The organism is Catellatospora bangladeshensis, from assembly GCF_016862575.1.
Classification (GTDB): Bacteria; Actinomycetota; Actinomycetes; order Mycobacteriales; family Micromonosporaceae; genus Catellatospora; species Catellatospora bangladeshensis.
In genome coordinates this window covers 1-15,601 of the sequence record NZ_BONF01000011.1, presented here as the reverse complement: position 1 = coordinate 15,601, position 15,601 = coordinate 1, and the positions used below count along the sequence as shown (strand labels likewise).

Here is a 15,601-nt window from a genome sequence, read left to right as displayed (position 1 = left end):
TGCGGCCATGATACTTCCGGGGGTGCTCGGTCGCGCGGGCCGGCGCTTGCTGGCCGCGGGTGCCGTGCTTGCCGTGGCGACAGGCGCCCTCGCGGGCTGTGGCAAATCCGACAAAGCAGCGGAAACACCACCCGTTCGGCTCGGCGCCCTGCTTCCGCTGAGCGGGTACTTCGCCCCGACCGGCCAGCCGATGGCCGACGCGTACAACATGGCGATCAAGGAGGCCAACGAGGCGGGCGGAGTGCTGGGACGCCGGGTGGAGATCGTCTTCAGCGATGATGCCTGCGACCCGGGTGCGGCGGTGGTCGGCGCCAACCAGCTCGTCAGCGAGGACATCACGGTCTCGGTGGGCGGTGGGTGCAGCGTGGCGGCCGTACCGAGTCTCAAGATCTTCCGGGCGGCGGGGATACCGATGATCATCCCGGGTGCCAATTCCACGGATCTGCTCGCGCCGGGGTACGACAGTGTCTTCCTGCTTGCCGGAACCACGAGGCTGGAGGCGAAACAGGCCGTCGAGGCGATGGGCAGACTCGGTGTCCGGCGCGTGGCCGTCGTGGATGACGGCACGAGCTTCTCCGACACCCTGGCGTCGGAGACGACCGCGTTCGTCAAGGAGATGGACAACGGGACGACGCTCACCGGGCGGCAGCGGGTCAGCCAGGGCGCGACGAGCTATCCCAGGGTCGTCGCGACCGTGCTCCAGCAGCGGGCGGACATGGTCTTCTACACCGGCTACTACTCCGAGGCCGCCGCGTTGATCCGGGACCTGCGCGCCGCCCACTACACCGGCAAGATCATGCTCGCCGACGCGGGAACGGACCCGGCCCTGCTCGAGCAGATCACCCCGGCCGAGGCGGAGGGGCTCCTCGGTCTTTCGCTGCCCGTGGCCAAGTTCATGCCGCAGGCGGCGACGTGGGCCGCGAGGTATCGCGCAGCCTACGGCAGGGAGCCGGGACCGTTCACCATGCAGGCGTACGACGCCGCCCGGCTCGCGATCAACGCGATCGGCCGCGCCGGCACCCTGGACCGGGAGGCCGTCCGGAAGGCGATCGCCGACACCAAGCCGGGCGACATCCGGCTCCTGTCCGGACCATCCGAATTCCAACGGGACGGTACGCAGGTGAACCCGACCTTCCTGGTGCTGCGGGCCCAACACGGAGCGTTTGTCCTGTCGGACTTGTAGAGCTCAACCGAGGTGGCGTCGGCTGGCGGCGACGCGGCGGATCGGGTCGAGGTGACGGTGTTTTGTGTGGCCAGGCCTGCTTTGTTTGATCTTCTGTCGGGTGCGGGGTCGGCTGGTGCTGCTCACCTGAACCACCGGTCACGGCCGGGCCGGCGGGGTGTGGCCCGCCGACCCAGACTCTGCCTAGGCGGCCACGGGGATGCCGTGGTCGCTGGCGCTCCAGGCCGGCCCGGTGCCGTTGCCGCTCAGCCACAGCTCCCACAGCGTGCCCGTGGTACCGCGGCCGTACACCCGCAGCGCGCCGACCGAGACGATGGCGGCTGGGTCGCCGGTGAACACCGCGCCGTACGGGTTGCCCGTCACCCAGGCACAGGCCGAGCAGGCCAGGCTGTCCTCGCGGAGGGCGTTGCCGGCGAACCGGGAGTACACGCGCAGCGTGCCCGACGCGAGCACCGCGGCCGGCTTGCCGGTCATCGAGCCGCCGGCGTGTTCGGCTGCGGACCAGGGGCCGGCCACACTGCTCAGCCACAGCTCCCTGAGCGTGCCGGTGGTGCTGCGGCCGAACACCCGGAGCGAGCCGAGCGCAACGATCGCGGTCACGTCGCTGGTGAAGTATGCGGCGGCCGGCGAGCCGATGCTCCACGGCCCCGCAGTGCTCGGCAGCACGTCCTCGCGGAGCAGGTTGTTCGTGTACCGGCTGTACACCCGCAGTTTGCCCCAGCCGTCGACCACCGCCGACGGGTTGCCGATGATGGCCGCGCCGCCGTGGCCGGCGTAGTGCCAGGCGTTGTCCGAGCCGATCCAGGCCTCCACCAGTGCCCCGGCGGAAGTGCGGCCGAACACCCGCGGCGTGCCGTAGTGGATCGCGGCGAAGTCGCTGGCGAACACCAGGCCGGGAATCGGCGTGCCGACGGTCCAGCTTCCGCTGGCGCCCAGGCTGTCCTCCCGCATCTGGCCGTTCTCGTACCGGGAGTAGACCCGCAGCCCGGTCGGGGTCACCACCGCGGTCGGCTCGCCGATGATGTCTGCGCCGCCGTGGTCGGCGGTGTGCCAGCCGTCGCCGTCCAGCCAGCGTTCCATCAGCCGGCCGGTGGGGCTGCGGAAGAAGACCCGGAGCGCGCCGTAGGTGACGGGGTCGGCGTCGGCCATGGTCTGTGGGGGCGTCATCTTCTGGCCGATGTGGACCGGGGCTGGCGCGGCATCGGCCGGACCCGCGAACCCGATCGCGCACACCGCGGTGGCGAGTCCGGCGGCGAGCCGGCCGAGCGCCGACGTTCGAGTGTTCATTGTCCCTCCGTATCGTGATGGCGACTGTTGCCTTCCTCAGCATCCGGCGAGCCGTCACGGTGGGATCACTCTTCTTTCAGGGTCGGCCCACCGGGGGGCAAGTGATGCTGACTGGTCGACTTACCGTGGTGCTGGCGGCGGCCGGCTATGGCAAGACGACGGCGGTCCGGTCCTGGCTCGGCGATGCCGAGCACACCTGGCTGGGTCCATCGACATTGGACGGTCCGTCATCGACGGCGCCGGTTGTCGTGATCGATGATCTGCACCTCGCGGCTGAGCTGCCCGCGCTGCGCCCGCCACCGACTGCCCGGCTGGTGCTGCTGACCCGCCAGCCGCCCACGCCGGCGATCCTGCGGTGGGCCGGTGACGTTCCGGTCGAGGTCGGGCCGGGCAGGCTCGCCCTGTCAAAGCAGCGCACGATCCGGCTGCTCCACCAGCGGCACGGCATCGCCGAGCCGGAAGCCACGCACGTGCACCAGCTGACGGCCGGCTGGCCGGCCCTGGTGCTGCTGGCCGGTGCGGCGCTGGCCGACAGCCGCGTCGGACCCGATCAGCTGGCCATGCCGGGCAACCCCATCGCGGAGTACGTCGGCACCGAGGTGCTGGCTCCCTTGTCGGCGGTCGCCCGGCGCCTGGTGACGGACTGCGCCCGGATCGAGGCGATCTCCCCCGCGATGGCCCGCGAGCTGGGCCACCGTGACGCCGGGCGGACCCTGGCCTGGCTGGCGCGGCTCGGCCTGGTCGTTCCGGCCGCACCGGACCATCAGTGGTACCGGCTGGTGCCGCTGCTGGCCGCGGTGGTCCGCGCCCAGTACCCGGCCCGGCCGCGGGTGCTCCGGGCGGCCGCCGACTGGCATGTCCGGCACGGCCGGTCCGCCGAAGCCCTGCGCCTGCATCTGGCCGCCGAGGACCCCGACAGCTGCGCGGCGCTGCTCAGCGGGTCCGGCAGTGCGTTGCTCGCAGGCGGGGCGGCCGTGGACGTCGCCGCCGCGATCCGGTCCCTGCCCGCCGGCCACCGCGACGAACGGCTCACCCTGCTGCTCGGCGAGGCGCTGGCGATCACCGGTGACACCGCTGCCGCCGTGGACACGTACGCGACGCTCGACGACGGCTGCGAGGAGCTGCCGGCAGGGCTCGCGTGGCGATACGGCGCCGCACTGTACTACGCGGGCACCTCTGGCGACGCCCTGGCCGTCCTCCGCCGCGGCCGGCTCACCGGCGCCGATTCGGCCGACGAGGCGCAACTGCTGGCCTGGACCGCGGCGGCACACTGGCTGGCCGGCGACGCCGCCGCGAGCCGGGCGGCCGCGCACCGCGCGCATGGGACGGCTGAGGCGACCGGGGACCCCCGGGCCCGTTCGGCGGCGTACGTGGCGCTGGCTCTGGTGGCCAACCTCGACGGTGACCAGGCCGCCCTGCACACCCACTACGAGCGGGCCCTCGCTCTGGCCGAGACCGCCGGTGACGTGGTGCAGGCGATCCGGATCCGGACGAACCTGGCCGTCGCGCTGGAACGCGAGGCCCGGTACGCCGATGCGCTCGCGGTGCTGACCCCGGCCGTGACCGCCGCCGACCGGATCGGGCACACCGCCATCCTGGCCCTCGGGCTCGGCAACCAGGCCAGCCTGCTGTCCCAGCTCGGCAGGCTGGACGAGGCGGTCGCGACGTATGAGCGCTGTGTGGCCGCGTACCAGAAGATCGGTTCCAGAAAGGTCTCCTACCCGCTGTCTGGGCTCGGCATCCTGTATCGGCTGCGGGGCCGGACCAGCCAGGCGCTGGCCGCCTTCGAGGAGGCCGCCCGCACCGCGGCCGAGGACGAGAACCGGCTGGGCCTGATCCCGGCCCTGGCCGGCCTGGCCCGCACCCTCGCCGCCGAAGACCCCGCCCGGGCGACCGGACACGCCGCCCGGGCGCTGGAGCTCGCAACCGGCCCGCTGCTCTGTCCGGCGCAGCTCGCGCACGGCTGGGTGGCACTCGCCGCCGGCGATCTCGCCACCGCCGTCGACTGGGCCCAGAACGCGGCCGCGGCCGCCCGGGCACACCGCGACGCAGGCGGCCTCGCCGAGGCCCTGGAACTGCGCGGCGCGGCCAGCACCGACCCCCGCGAGGCCCGCCAGGCGTACTGCGAGGCGCTGGCCATCCACAGTGACGCCGGCGCCGAGGTCTACGCGGACCTGGTCCGGGTCGCGCTCGGCCGGCTGCCCGGCGCGGCGGCCGACGAGCAGTCGCAGGCCCGCCTCGCCGCCGGCCGGCTCACCGAACTGCACGTGGTGGTGCCGGATGCGGACGGTCCGGTCGTGCAGATCCAGGTGATGGGCCAGTTCCGGGTGCTGGTCGACGGTGAGCCGGTGCCGGCCGCGAGCTGGCAGTCCCGCAAGGCCCGCGACCTGCTCCGGATCCTGATCACCCGCCGCGGCCGCCCGACGTCCCGGGAGGAGCTCACCGAACTGCTCTGGGAACCCACCCCGGACGAGGCTGACAAGGTCGGCCACCGGCTGGCCGCACTGCTGTCCATCCTCCGCGGCGTGCTCGACCCGGGCCGGCGGGCCGCCACCGACCACTTCATCACCGCCGACGCCACCAACCTCGCACTCAACCTCGACCGGCTGGTGATCGACGTGGAGGCCTTCCTCGACGACGCCCGGCACGGCCTGCGCCTGCACGCCCGCGGGGCATCCGACCAGGCCGCCCCACTGCTCCGGGCCGCCGAGGCCGGCTACGCCGAAGTGTTCGCCGGGGACCCTTACGACACCTGGTTGCACGCGCTGCGGGAGGAGGCCCGCGCGGTGTACCTGCACGTGACCCGGGTCCTCGCCGAGCTGAGCCGCCGGGCGGGGGACTGCGATGACGCGGTGCGCTACCTGCTCCGGATTCTCAGCCACGACCCCTACGACGAGCAGTCCCACCGCGACCTGGTGACCGTGCACCTGGACGCGGGCCGGTACGGCGAGGCCCGCCGGGGGTACGACCGGTACGCGGCGGCGATGGCCGAGCTGGGCCTGCCGGCGCCGACCGCTTCGGCGCGCTGGGGGGCGGTGCTGGCCCGCAACAGCATCGTGGCGGTGTCGGGACACAGTCTTACGGAGTGAACACCTAGCAGATAGGCACGGGCGCTGCCCGTCGATCTCTGCCTGGAGAACCACGGGGTACGAGGTCGCGCCGCCACGGAATTCGTGACGGCGCGACCTCGTACCAGCTGGTGCTTGGCTACCTCAGGCGGCCGTTCTTGCCGATGCGGACGGCGTCATCGTCCAGCCGGCCGACGCCGGCCAGTGACGTGCCGCCGTTGGCCTTGACCCCGGCGTTGGTCGGCGGTGTGCCGCCCAGCCTGATGATCATGGCATCGGTGTCGCGGACGAGTACCGCCCGGACTTCGGCCTCGGGCACCAGCGAGGCGTTCAACGCGAGCGCGCGGAACTCCTTGAGCTGGTTGATGGCCTTGGTGTCGTTGCCGTTCGCCTCGGACTGGCGGGCCGCTGTGAGCTTGGCCGTCAGCTTCTTGTGCGCGTTGGCCGACAGCCGGCTGGTCGCCTTGAACCGGTCCAGCAGGTTCTGCATGTCCCGGAACGAGGTCGTCACGTAGAACCGCACTGTCGAGACCGTCTTGTTGCCGGCCTTGTCCGTGGCGGTGACCGTCAGCTCGTGCAGGCCGAGCCGCAGCTCGTACATGGCCTGCAGGGTGCCGGTCGCGTACGGCGCGCCGTTGAGCGTCCCGACGACCGACGCGATGCCGGAGGTCGGGTCGACGGCCTGGAAGGTGACCCGGACGTCCTGGCTGTCGCCGTAGAGCTGGCCGTCGGCCAGCCCTGCCACGATGACGGTCGGGTGGTCGCCGTCGACCTTCAGGATGGCGGACTTCAGGGTCTCCACGTTGCCTGCCCCGTCGGCGGCCCGGTAGAGCAGCTCGTGCTGCCCGTCGCCGCCGATGTTGACCGGCTCGGTGTAGGGCGTCCACGGCCCGCCGTCCAGTGACCACTCCAGCTTGGCCACGCCGGCTCCGGCGTCGGTGGCGGCGAGCACCACCGGGACCTGCCCGGCGTGCCAGCCGTCGTCGTTGGCCGGTGCGAACGTCGCCGTGGTGATCGGCGCCGTGGTGTCGACCTTCACCTCGACGGTCTTGGCCTGTTCGACGTTGCCCGCGGTGTCGGTGGAGCGGTAGCGCAGCCGGTGCGTTCCCGTCCCGCTGATCAGCAGCGGCTCGGTGTAGGCGGTCCAGGTCGTGGCGTCGTCGAGCTGGTACTGGGTGCTGGCGACGCCGCTGCCGGCTGCCTCGTCGGCGGCGGTCAGGGTGACCGTCGGCGACTCGGTGTACCAGCCGGCGGTGGCCGCGCCGGTTACCGCTGCCGTGGTGACCGGCGCGGTGGTGTCACCGGCGCCGGGTGTGGTCATCCGGAAGTAGTCGAAGCTTGCCGGCTTCGACGCGGTCTGGTTGCCGCCGAGGGTGAACAGCCCGACCTTGGGTGTGTCACCTACGGCCGTGTTGGTCAGCGGCTCCAGCGCCGTCCAGGTGGTGCCGTCCGCCGAGTAGGAAGCCGTGTAGACGCTGCCCACCCGAGCCAGTCGCAGGTGCCATACCGCGTCGGTGAGGTTGGTGATTCCAGGTTGCGGGTTCTGCACCACGCTCGCGATCTCGCTGCGGAACTCGATCCGCCGGCTGACCGGGGAGCCTGCCGTGTTGTCGACGATGTAGTCCAGCTTCAGGTAGTTGTCGTCGTCGAGGTAGACCAGCAGGCCTGCCTGCTGGTACTGCTCGTTGAGCTGGCTGCCGTCCACCTTCGTCTCCAGCGTCCAGTCACCGGACGGCGCGTTCTGCAGGATGAAGTTGGTGGGCCCGGTGTTGCTGGCTGTATAGATGTCCCCGTTGGGGACGTCGATCTGCAGCTTGCCGCCGGCGAGCCGGTACTTGGTGGCGTCCTCGCGGACTACCGCGTCCCACCTGCACCGGTCCAGGGCTGACCCGGTGAATTCGTCGGACGGGTCGATCGGCCCGGCCGGAGCGTCCGGGGTGACCTGGAACCAGTCGAACGCCGCGTCGACGACCGGCGCGGTGGTGCCGCCGTTGAGGGCGAACACGCCCACCTTCGGGTTGACGATGCCGGCCAGCTCGGCCGGCTGCCCGACGGGCGCGAACGTCACGCCGTCAGCTGACCAGGCCGCCGTCAGGTTCACGCCGTCACTGATCAACCGCAGGTAGGCCGTGCTGGCGAGATCTGCGGGGGCGTTGACCGCGTCGGCGGAGCCGTTGCGCGGCGACCCGGCGGTCTCCCGGATGAACTCGAACTTCCTGGAGCCTCCGTACAGCAGGTCCAGCTTGGCGTAGTTGTCGTCGTCGCCGTACACGATCAGGCCGGCCTGCTGGTAGTCGGCCGCCACGGTGACGGACACCTTGGTGGTTGCCTGCCAGGCATCGTCGGGCGCCGGCTGCAGGATCAGGTTGGTCGCGTCGTTGCGGCTGCCGTAGAGGTCACCGGCCGCGGTGGGCAGCCGCAGCGTGCCACCGGCGACCGAGTAGAGCTGGTTCTCCCGGACCACTGCCGACCAGCGGCCCTTGTCCAGCGCCGTGCCGTCGAAGTTGTCCGACCGGGCGCCGAGGCAGGCGTTGTTCGGCGCTTCGACCCTGACGACCACGTTGGCGTACGATTTCGCGCCGCGCGTATCGGTCACGGTCAGCGTCGCCGTGTACGTGCCGGGGGTGGTGTAGGTGTGCGTGGCGTCGGCGGTGCCGGCGGTGCCGCCGTCGCCGAACTCCCACTGGTAGGTCAGCGGGTTGTCGCCCTCGGCGTCGGTCGCCGAGCCGGTGAAGGTGACCAGCACCGGCGCGGTGCCGGTGGTGGGCGTCGCCGACGCGGTAACCACCGGCGGCGCGTTGTCGGTCACGCCGCGTCCCAGGAAGTCGACCCAGTTGACGTTGAACAGCGAACCCGTGCCGGTGTCGCCGGCCGGGTTCTTCGCCACCAGAAACAGCGGCCCGGTGACCGTGCTGGGGCTGCCGAGCGTCGCGGTGACGTCGGTGAAGGTCTGCCAGCCGCCGGTGCCCGGGACTGTCGCGGTGGCGAGCACCGGCCCGTCCGCCGCGCCGGCCCGTACCTCGATGCGTCCGCCGGCGGTGTTCGACGCCACCCGGAACCGCAGCGCGTCGATACCGGTCAGGTTCACCGGGGCGTACGACCAGAAGTCGCCGTCCTCGATGAAGCCGATGTTCTGGAAGCCGCCGGCGGTGTCCGTCGTCGTCTCCAGCTGCACGCCCGGGTCGCCGCCGCCGACGCCGTCGGGGGCCCGTCCGGTGGCGGTGAAGTACTCGGCCTGCTTGCGTTTGGGCTGCAGCTGTTCGATGGCCCTGCCGGTCAGCGGGTTGGCGCCGCCGACCCCACCGGCATCGGTGTAGGTGGCCTCGAACACGGCGAACACGTTGGCGTCGGCGCCGTGGCCGGAGGCCAGCGACGTCTGCACGGTGCCGGTGCATCCGGTGTACGACTGCAGGGGGTGCGCGTGCTGGTCGTGACCCAGGTAGTACTGCAGGGTCACCTTCGAGCAGTCGATCGTGCCGTCCTCCGGGTCGGTCACCGCGACGGTGTACTTGACCTGGTCGCCCCACTCGAAGAAGCCGCCGTCGGGCGGGAACGAGATGGTGACGGTGGGCGCGGTGTTGCCGACCGTGACGGTCACGTTCGCGACGGCCGTGCGGTCGGCGGTGTTGGTGACGGTCAGCTGCGCGGTGTAGTTGCCGGCAGCGGGGTAGGTGTGTGACGGGTTGGCCGCGGTGGAGGTGGCGCCGTCACCGAACGTCCACGCGTAGCTAAGCGCCCCGCCGTTCGGGTCGCGCGATCCGGCGCTGGAGAACTGCACCGTGAGCGGCGCCGGTCCGGAGTCCGGTGTGCCGGTCGCGACCGCGATGGGGGCCCGCTCGCCGGCTATGTAGTCGATGCGGTAGATCCCGGAGTCGCCGTTGTTGCCGCCGAATCCGGTGCCCCACTCGATCAGGTAGAGCGCGCCGTCCGGGCCGAACTCGAAGTCCATCGGCCGCAGGAAGGTCATGCCGCTGAGCATGTTGTTGATGTCGACCAGTGACTTGCCGTCGGCGGCGACCTGGAACGCGTACATCTTGTTCTGGTTCCACTCGCCGACCATCGCCTTGCCGTCGTAGTACGCCGGCCATTTGCGCTGGGAGTCCAGGTCGGGGTCGTAGCGGTAGACCGGCCCGCCCATCGGCGCGCCGCCGCCGCCGATCTCGGGGAACAGCGGGTTGCCGCTGTAGTCGTAGTCGACGGTGGCGCTGACCGCCGGCGGGAGGTTGGTCAGACCGGTGTTGTTGGGCGAGTTGTTGACCGGCGCCGCGCAGTCGAACTTCGGGCCGGACGGTCCGCTGGGGAAGGTGTAGTCGTTGTAGGCGTAGTTAGCCCCGTGGCAGTACGGCCAGCCGTAGTTGCCGGGCCGGACGATGTTCCATTCGACGGTGCCTTCCGGGCCGCGGTTCGGGTTCGCCGCGCCCGCGTCCGGGCCGTAGTCGGCCACGTAGAGCGTGTTCGTCTTCGCGTCGATGCCGATCCGGAACGGATTGCGGAAGCCCATCGCGAAGATCTCCGGCCTGGTCATCGCCGTGCCCTGCGGGAAGAGGTTCCCGCTCGGGATGGTGTACGTGCCGTCGGCCTCCGGGTGGATGCGCAGGATCTTGCCGCGCAGGTCGTTGGTGTTGCCGGAGGTGCGCTGGGCGTCGTAGTTCTGGCGCCCGGCCCGCTCGTCGATCGGGGTGAACGAGTCGGACTCGAACGGGTTGGTGTTGTCGCCGGTGGCCAGGTACAGGTTGCCGGCGCTGTCGAACACCATCGAACCGCCGGCGTGGCAGCAGGTGGCGCGCTGGGTCGTCACTTCCAGCACAACCTTCTCGCTGGCCAGGTCGATGCTGTCGCCGCTGACCGTGAACCGGGAGATCCGGTTGCGCGTCATGCCGTCGTTGGGCGCCCAGTACAGGTAGACCCAGTTGGTGGTGGCGAAGTTCGGGTCCAGCCGGATTCCGATCAGGCCGTCCTCGTTGCCGGTGAAGACGTCCAGGTCGACGGCGGTCACCGTGGTGCCGGTGGAGGGCTTGATGATCTGCACCCGGCCGTCGCGCTCGATGTAGAAGACCCGGCCGTCCGGCGCGATGTCCAGCTCCATCGGGTTCTGTGTGTTGCTGTCGAGCGTCACCTTCTCGTACCCGCTGGTCAGCGACGCGCTGCAGTCGGAGTCGAGCGCGCCGGCCGCCGTCTGGATGCCGCCGAGCAGGTGGGCCAGGAATGAGGGCTCGGTGTACGACGCGATGGTGTGCCCGATACCGGTGTACCAGGACCGGCCGCCGTCATAGTCGTGGCACCACGCGATCGGGTGGTCGGCGCCCATCGCACCGGTGCCCGGCGAGTAGGACCGCTCGTCCAGGCTGGCCAGCACATGCACCTTGCTGCGCGGGTTCGCCTGGAAGTTGTACCACTCGTCGAGCCGCGACCACTGCGCTGGTAGAGAAGCCGTGGAGGGGTGCGACGGGTCCTCGACCTTGATGGTCGCCTGCTGGTTGTTCGGGTGCGCCGAGAAGTAGGCGCCGACCAGGTTGCCGTACCAGGCCCAGCCGTACTCGGTGTCCGAGGCGGAATGCACACCGGCAAAACCGCCACCAGCGCGGATGTAGCGCTCGAAGGCCGCCTGCTGGGCGGCGTCGAGCACGTCACCGGTGGTCGACAGCCAGATCACCGCCGCGTACTGCGCGAGGTTGGCGTCGGTGAACGCGCTGGCGTCCTCCGTCGCGGTAACCGTGAACCCGTTGTCGGCGCCGAGCTGCTGGATTGCTGCGATACCGGCGGGAATGGAATCATGCCGGAACCCGGCGGTCTTGGAGAAGACCAGCACCGAGAACGGAGCAAGGGCCGCATTGGCCTGATGGGTGGTTGCCGGGGCGGCCTGCGCGGGCGACTGCCCGACGGCAAGCGCGAGCGCGGTCATAGCGAGCGCGAGCACCGATCCGAGGAGAGATCGTGCTCTGATTTTCGGATGGGTGCGGCTACGACGTCGTGAGGACACGAAGAGTCTCCAATGTCTGGACAGCACTGCGGGCCCCTCCGCGGCTCGCCGAAGACCAGCTGAGAGGTAATAGTTCACGCACTGAACAAACTAGCGTCGCCATCGAAGTTATGGTCAGATTGATGCTGACCAATTGCGTAACGTTTCGATAACGTGCCTGGTACAACAGAGTCCTGCCTGAACAATCCGTTTAGGACCCGAGTAAGCCGGGCACGACCACTCACCATCGAGTCGCCCGACGGTCAAACTCCGAAGATGATCTCTTCCAGTACGGCTTCGGCCAGCGATAGTGCGCTCGGCGGCGTCACGGGCTCTCGGCGCAGCTCCGCCTCGTCTGACCGGTAAGAGTCCTACGGCTTGGGGGAAGCACTCGACAGCTGTTGGGTCCCCGGTGACGGCCAAGCCGTCACCGTCGCTGATCGCTAAGAGTGTTATTCACTCGATCGTCATCGATGGCAAGTACGGGCCTCCTTGATCAAGCTGTAATCTGTCGGTAATGGACGCGACGGCCGTCCGCGGGTAGATCACCTGGCTTGTGACAACACAGGCGATCTTCGCGGACAGGCCGTCGCGGGTAGCCACTATGGCGGGCCTGACCAGCGATCAAGTAGACCGGCTCGTGCTCGACGTCTACGCCCACGCCGGCCTGGACCCAAACCGCCGCCGGGCTGTCAGCCCCTACCGCACGGTGCTGGTGGTCTGCTCTACCTGCGCCAGAACCTGTCCCAGGCACTACTTGCCGAGCTGTTCGGCTGCTCGCGGCCGACGGTGTCCCGTCTGATCACCCGGCTCACGCCCGTCATCACCACGGTGCTCACCCCCAACGCCGAGCGGGCCGCCGACCGGGATCTTCGCTCCACCGTCCGCGTCGACGGGTTCGTCGCCCCGACCGGCGATCGACGCAAGGACACGTACACCTCAGGCATGTACTCCGGAAAGCGCCATCGGTGCGGGTTCAACATCCAGGTCGTCGGCTCCATCCACGGCCGGCTCGTGCTCACCGGCGCACCGCAGCCGGGCGCGATGCACGACGCGAAGGCCTGGCGTCAGTCCGGACTCGCCGCGATCTTCAAGGGCAGGCTGCATGCCGACGGCGGACCCGGGGGCTTCGCCGACACCGCTTACACCGGCACCGGCCTGTGCGTACCCGTTCGTAGGCAGAAAGGCCAGACCCTGACCGAATCGGCACGCGACTACAACCGCGCGATCGCCTCGCGCCGCGCCAGCGTCGAGCGCGTCATCGCGCATCTGAGGAACTGGCGGCTCCTGGCCACCGGATACCGCGGTCTACTCGATAAGTTCCCGCCGTTCCTTGATGCCGTCACGAAGCTCGAAATCTACCGGACCTCATGATCATAAATCCAAGGCGCCCATTCCCCGCGCCGCACTAGGGTGGCCGGATGGACCTGGTGGATGTCGCTGCGGAGACAACGTATCGGCTGCGGTAGGAGGTGCTCGGTTGGGCCGTGCCGACAACGCGCATAGACAGCGATGGCGCCGGCCATCTAGCGCTCGTCAGGGGGATATCGTCACGGCGGTGGTGTCCCATGTCAGGTGGCCGTGCCCCGACGAACCGGGGGTTCCCGCGCGCTACTTCTGGGCGATGGCCGTCGACACGGCACACCAGCACCGAGGGCACGGGCGGCGGCTGCTCACCGCGGTCGCGGCTCTGGCCCGCGCCTCCGGTGAGCTCGTGATGTGGGCCGACGCCCGCGAGTCTGCCGTTGGCTTCTATGTCGCCTGCGGTGCGCGCGTTTCGGGCGAGCCCTATGTCGACGACGGCAGTGGCCTGATCGTTCGACACGTGGTGTTCACGATCTCATGAAAATCGATTTAATAACGCTCTAAATCTTTGTCTTCCATTGCCCGCATCTGCTGACTTGTCATGGAGTTCTCGTTGTCGTCGCGCCGGACGCGGGAGGCGCGGGTTGATCGACGCGGAGTCGAGGTGCATCAGTCGAGCCGGCGCAGGCCTTAGACCTTGTCGATGCCGATGTGCGCGGCCAGGTCGTTCTGGCGCGGGTTCCAGACTGAGCTCCCGTGGTCCACTAGGAGCTGGCTCGGGCGTAGCCTCAGCCGCGGGCTCCGGTACAGGTCGAGCTTATTTTTGGGTTCTGCCTCTTCCCGCGCCACAGGATGTTGCCGGCCCAGTTGAATCTTCACGCCAGCCGATAACGACTTGGAGATGGCCCGTTAGATTCCGCCCAGCACCGAACCCGTGTTGCGTCTCAACCTAGAGCCCAACACTGTTAGCGAGATGATTGCATCCACGACTTGGCGCTTGGTCGCAACGGCTTGATGAGCACCCCGGGGAGTGGCCCGAAACCCGACCGAACCGGCGGCTATCGCACTGACCCCTCTCATGTAGCCAGGCTAGCGCCGATCGGCCCGGGGCAGTGCTGGTACGGCAGCGGCATATAGCGCTTATGCGCTGGTAGCGGGTTCTGAGCGCCGCTTGTAGTGGCTTCGTTTGGCCCCGGCTTGGTGTCGTCGTCGCCATCGTGACCAGGCGAGTACGGCGGCCAGGGTGGCGGCGGTCGGTATCGCGGCGTTGATCAGGCGTTGTGTCTCGGCGAGGGTCAGGTCGATCACGTCGGGGCTGCTGGCGGCGGGTCGCTGCGTGATGGTGATGACGGTCAGCACGGCCAGGGCGATCATGGCCAGGAGCGTGAATCGGTGCCAGGCGACCCAGCCTCGGCATTGGTACTGGTCGAGCCCGACCTGGCCTTTGGCGGTCTGGAACGCCTCCTCGATCGACCACCTGCTGCCCGCGACGGTGACCAGTCGCACCAGCGGCACCGGTTCGGGAGTCCAGCACAGGTAGAAGGCCAACTGTCCGTCGCTACCGCGGCGGACGAGCAGACTGTGGCGTCCTTCGGCCTGGTCGTGGATGTGCACCCACGCCCAGTCGTAGAACCTGGGGCCTTTCGATCCGGGCCCGGCCGAGCGGGTCTGCCATGCCTGTTCGGGCAGCAGCGCGGCTACCCGGTCGACGCGTTCACGCTGCACCGGTGTCGTGTTGACCTGGATGTTGCAGGCCACAGCCAGGACGTAGGACATGCGCCGTTCGCGCAGGCCGGCACGCAGCGCGGGGTCCAGGCCGTAGGCCTCGTCCGCGGTGAACCACCTGGCCGGGACCCCGGCGGTGATCGCGGCGTCGACCATCGCGAGAGCCAGCTCGGGCTTGGTCGCGAACAGCACCTCATCAGGGACCCCGGCTACCGCGCAGCGGCGTTCGTCGTCCGACCAGCTGCGCGGCAGGTACAGCCGCCGGTCCAGCAGTGCCCGCCCGAGTGGGGACACGTAGGCCAGGAACACCCCGATCTGAGAGTTCTCCACCCGTCCGGCGGTGCCAGAGTACTGCCGCTGGACGCCGACCGAGTGCACGCCCTTCTTCAGGCAGCCGGTCTCGTCGGCGACGAGGATCCCGTCGCGGTGGCCAAGGTGCTCGACCACGAAGGTGCGCAGGTCGCTGGCGACGGCGTCGGTGTCCCACACCGCGGTACGCAGAAGGCGCTGCATCCGGTCGGGTCCAGGGTGGCCGGCTTGCTCGGCCAGCCACCATCCGTTCTTGCGCTCGATCGGCGCGAGCAGCCCCAGCAGCAGCTCCCGCATGGTCCGTCGGGGCTCTGCGCGAGCGAAGCGTGCGCCGATGCGGGCCAGCACGTCCTCGAACACCTGCCACCACGCGGCAGGGTTTACGCTATGGCCAGCGGCCACCACGAAGCTATTCAGTTTGTCCACAACAGACGATGATCTCGCGGTGGCTGCGCCTGCGAGCCCGGGGTCACCTACCCCGGCTTACCCAGGCCATGCCGCCCGTTGGACGGTGGCCAGCAGAAGCAGGCATCCTTGCCCGGTGGACCCGATCATCCTTGACCATCGTTTCGTACCTTGGCAGTTCGGTGTCGGGCATTCGCAGCTGCTGCTTCGCGCTCCTGCCCGCAGCGGCGACACCGAGCACCTTTCCGTCCTGTTCGTGGGCGTCAGGGCCGTCAAGCTGCGCGGGTCATACCAGCCCTTGGAGTTACGGCCAGCTGACCCGACCAGTCGCGAACGAATCCTCGACTTTGCAGAGGTGCC

The 15,601-nt window shown here is 69.7% G+C and carries 8 protein-coding genes; 5 read left to right on the top strand and 3 right to left on the bottom strand.

The features are described from left to right. Positions 1 to 22: 22 nt before the first annotated feature. Positions 23 to 1,183 carry a branched-chain amino acid ABC transporter substrate-binding protein gene (locus Cba03nite_RS10865; protein WP_203744843.1) on the top strand — a complete coding sequence of 387 codons (1,161 nt, stop codon included), beginning with the start codon at positions 23 to 25 and terminating at the stop codon, positions 1,181 to 1,183. A 183-nt stretch (positions 1,184 to 1,366) separates the two neighbouring features. Here Cba03nite_RS10865 and Cba03nite_RS10860 read toward each other — a convergent pair whose 3' ends face one another. Beyond that, on the bottom strand, positions 1,367 to 2,470 hold the full coding sequence (locus Cba03nite_RS10860; protein ID WP_203744841.1) for a DUF8189 domain-containing protein: 1,104 nt from the start codon (positions 2,468 to 2,470) through the stop codon (positions 1,367 to 1,369). Positions 2,471 to 2,718: 248 nt separating this feature from the next. Between Cba03nite_RS10860 and Cba03nite_RS10855 the strand changes: the two genes are divergently transcribed. Beyond that, positions 2,719 to 5,559, top strand: a complete 2,841-nt coding sequence (locus Cba03nite_RS10855) for an AfsR/SARP family transcriptional regulator (RefSeq protein ID WP_203744839.1) — start codon at positions 2,719 to 2,721, stop codon at positions 5,557 to 5,559. A gap of 118 nt (positions 5,560 to 5,677) precedes the next feature. Here the strand turns inward: Cba03nite_RS10855 and Cba03nite_RS40280 are convergent, their stop codons facing one another. Beyond that, complete coding sequence (locus Cba03nite_RS40280; RefSeq protein ID WP_203745390.1) at positions 5,678 to 11,440, bottom strand: ThuA domain-containing protein; 5,763 nt, start codon at positions 11,438 to 11,440, stop codon at positions 5,678 to 5,680. A 606-nt stretch (positions 11,441 to 12,046) separates the two neighbouring features. On the opposite strand from Cba03nite_RS40280, the gene Cba03nite_RS10845 reads away from it, so the two are divergent. Together Cba03nite_RS10845 and Cba03nite_RS40275 are read left to right on the top strand one after the other, a co-directional pair. After that, positions 12,047 to 12,871, top strand: a complete 825-nt coding sequence (locus Cba03nite_RS10845; protein ID WP_308442752.1) for a transposase family protein — start codon at positions 12,047 to 12,049, stop codon at positions 12,869 to 12,871. Continuing rightward, positions 12,834 to 13,343: a GNAT family N-acetyltransferase gene (locus Cba03nite_RS40275; RefSeq protein WP_275411572.1), complete on the top strand. Its 510-nt coding sequence runs from the start codon at positions 12,834 to 12,836 to the stop codon at positions 13,341 to 13,343. Before Cba03nite_RS10845 ends, Cba03nite_RS40275 begins: the two co-directional genes overlap by 38 nt. Positions 13,344 to 13,942: 599 nt before the next feature. Here the strand turns inward: Cba03nite_RS40275 and Cba03nite_RS10835 are convergent. Beyond that, positions 13,943 to 15,196 (bottom strand): IS701 family transposase, encoded by a 1,254-nt coding sequence (locus Cba03nite_RS10835; protein ID WP_203745389.1) that lies wholly within the window; start codon positions 15,194 to 15,196, stop codon positions 13,943 to 13,945. Between the two features lie 181 nt (positions 15,197 to 15,377). Here Cba03nite_RS10835 and Cba03nite_RS10830 point away from each other — a divergent pair. Then, positions 15,378 to 15,601, top strand: a 224-nt coding sequence (locus Cba03nite_RS10830) for a hypothetical protein (RefSeq protein ID WP_203744833.1), incomplete at its 3' end; no start/stop codon positions are given.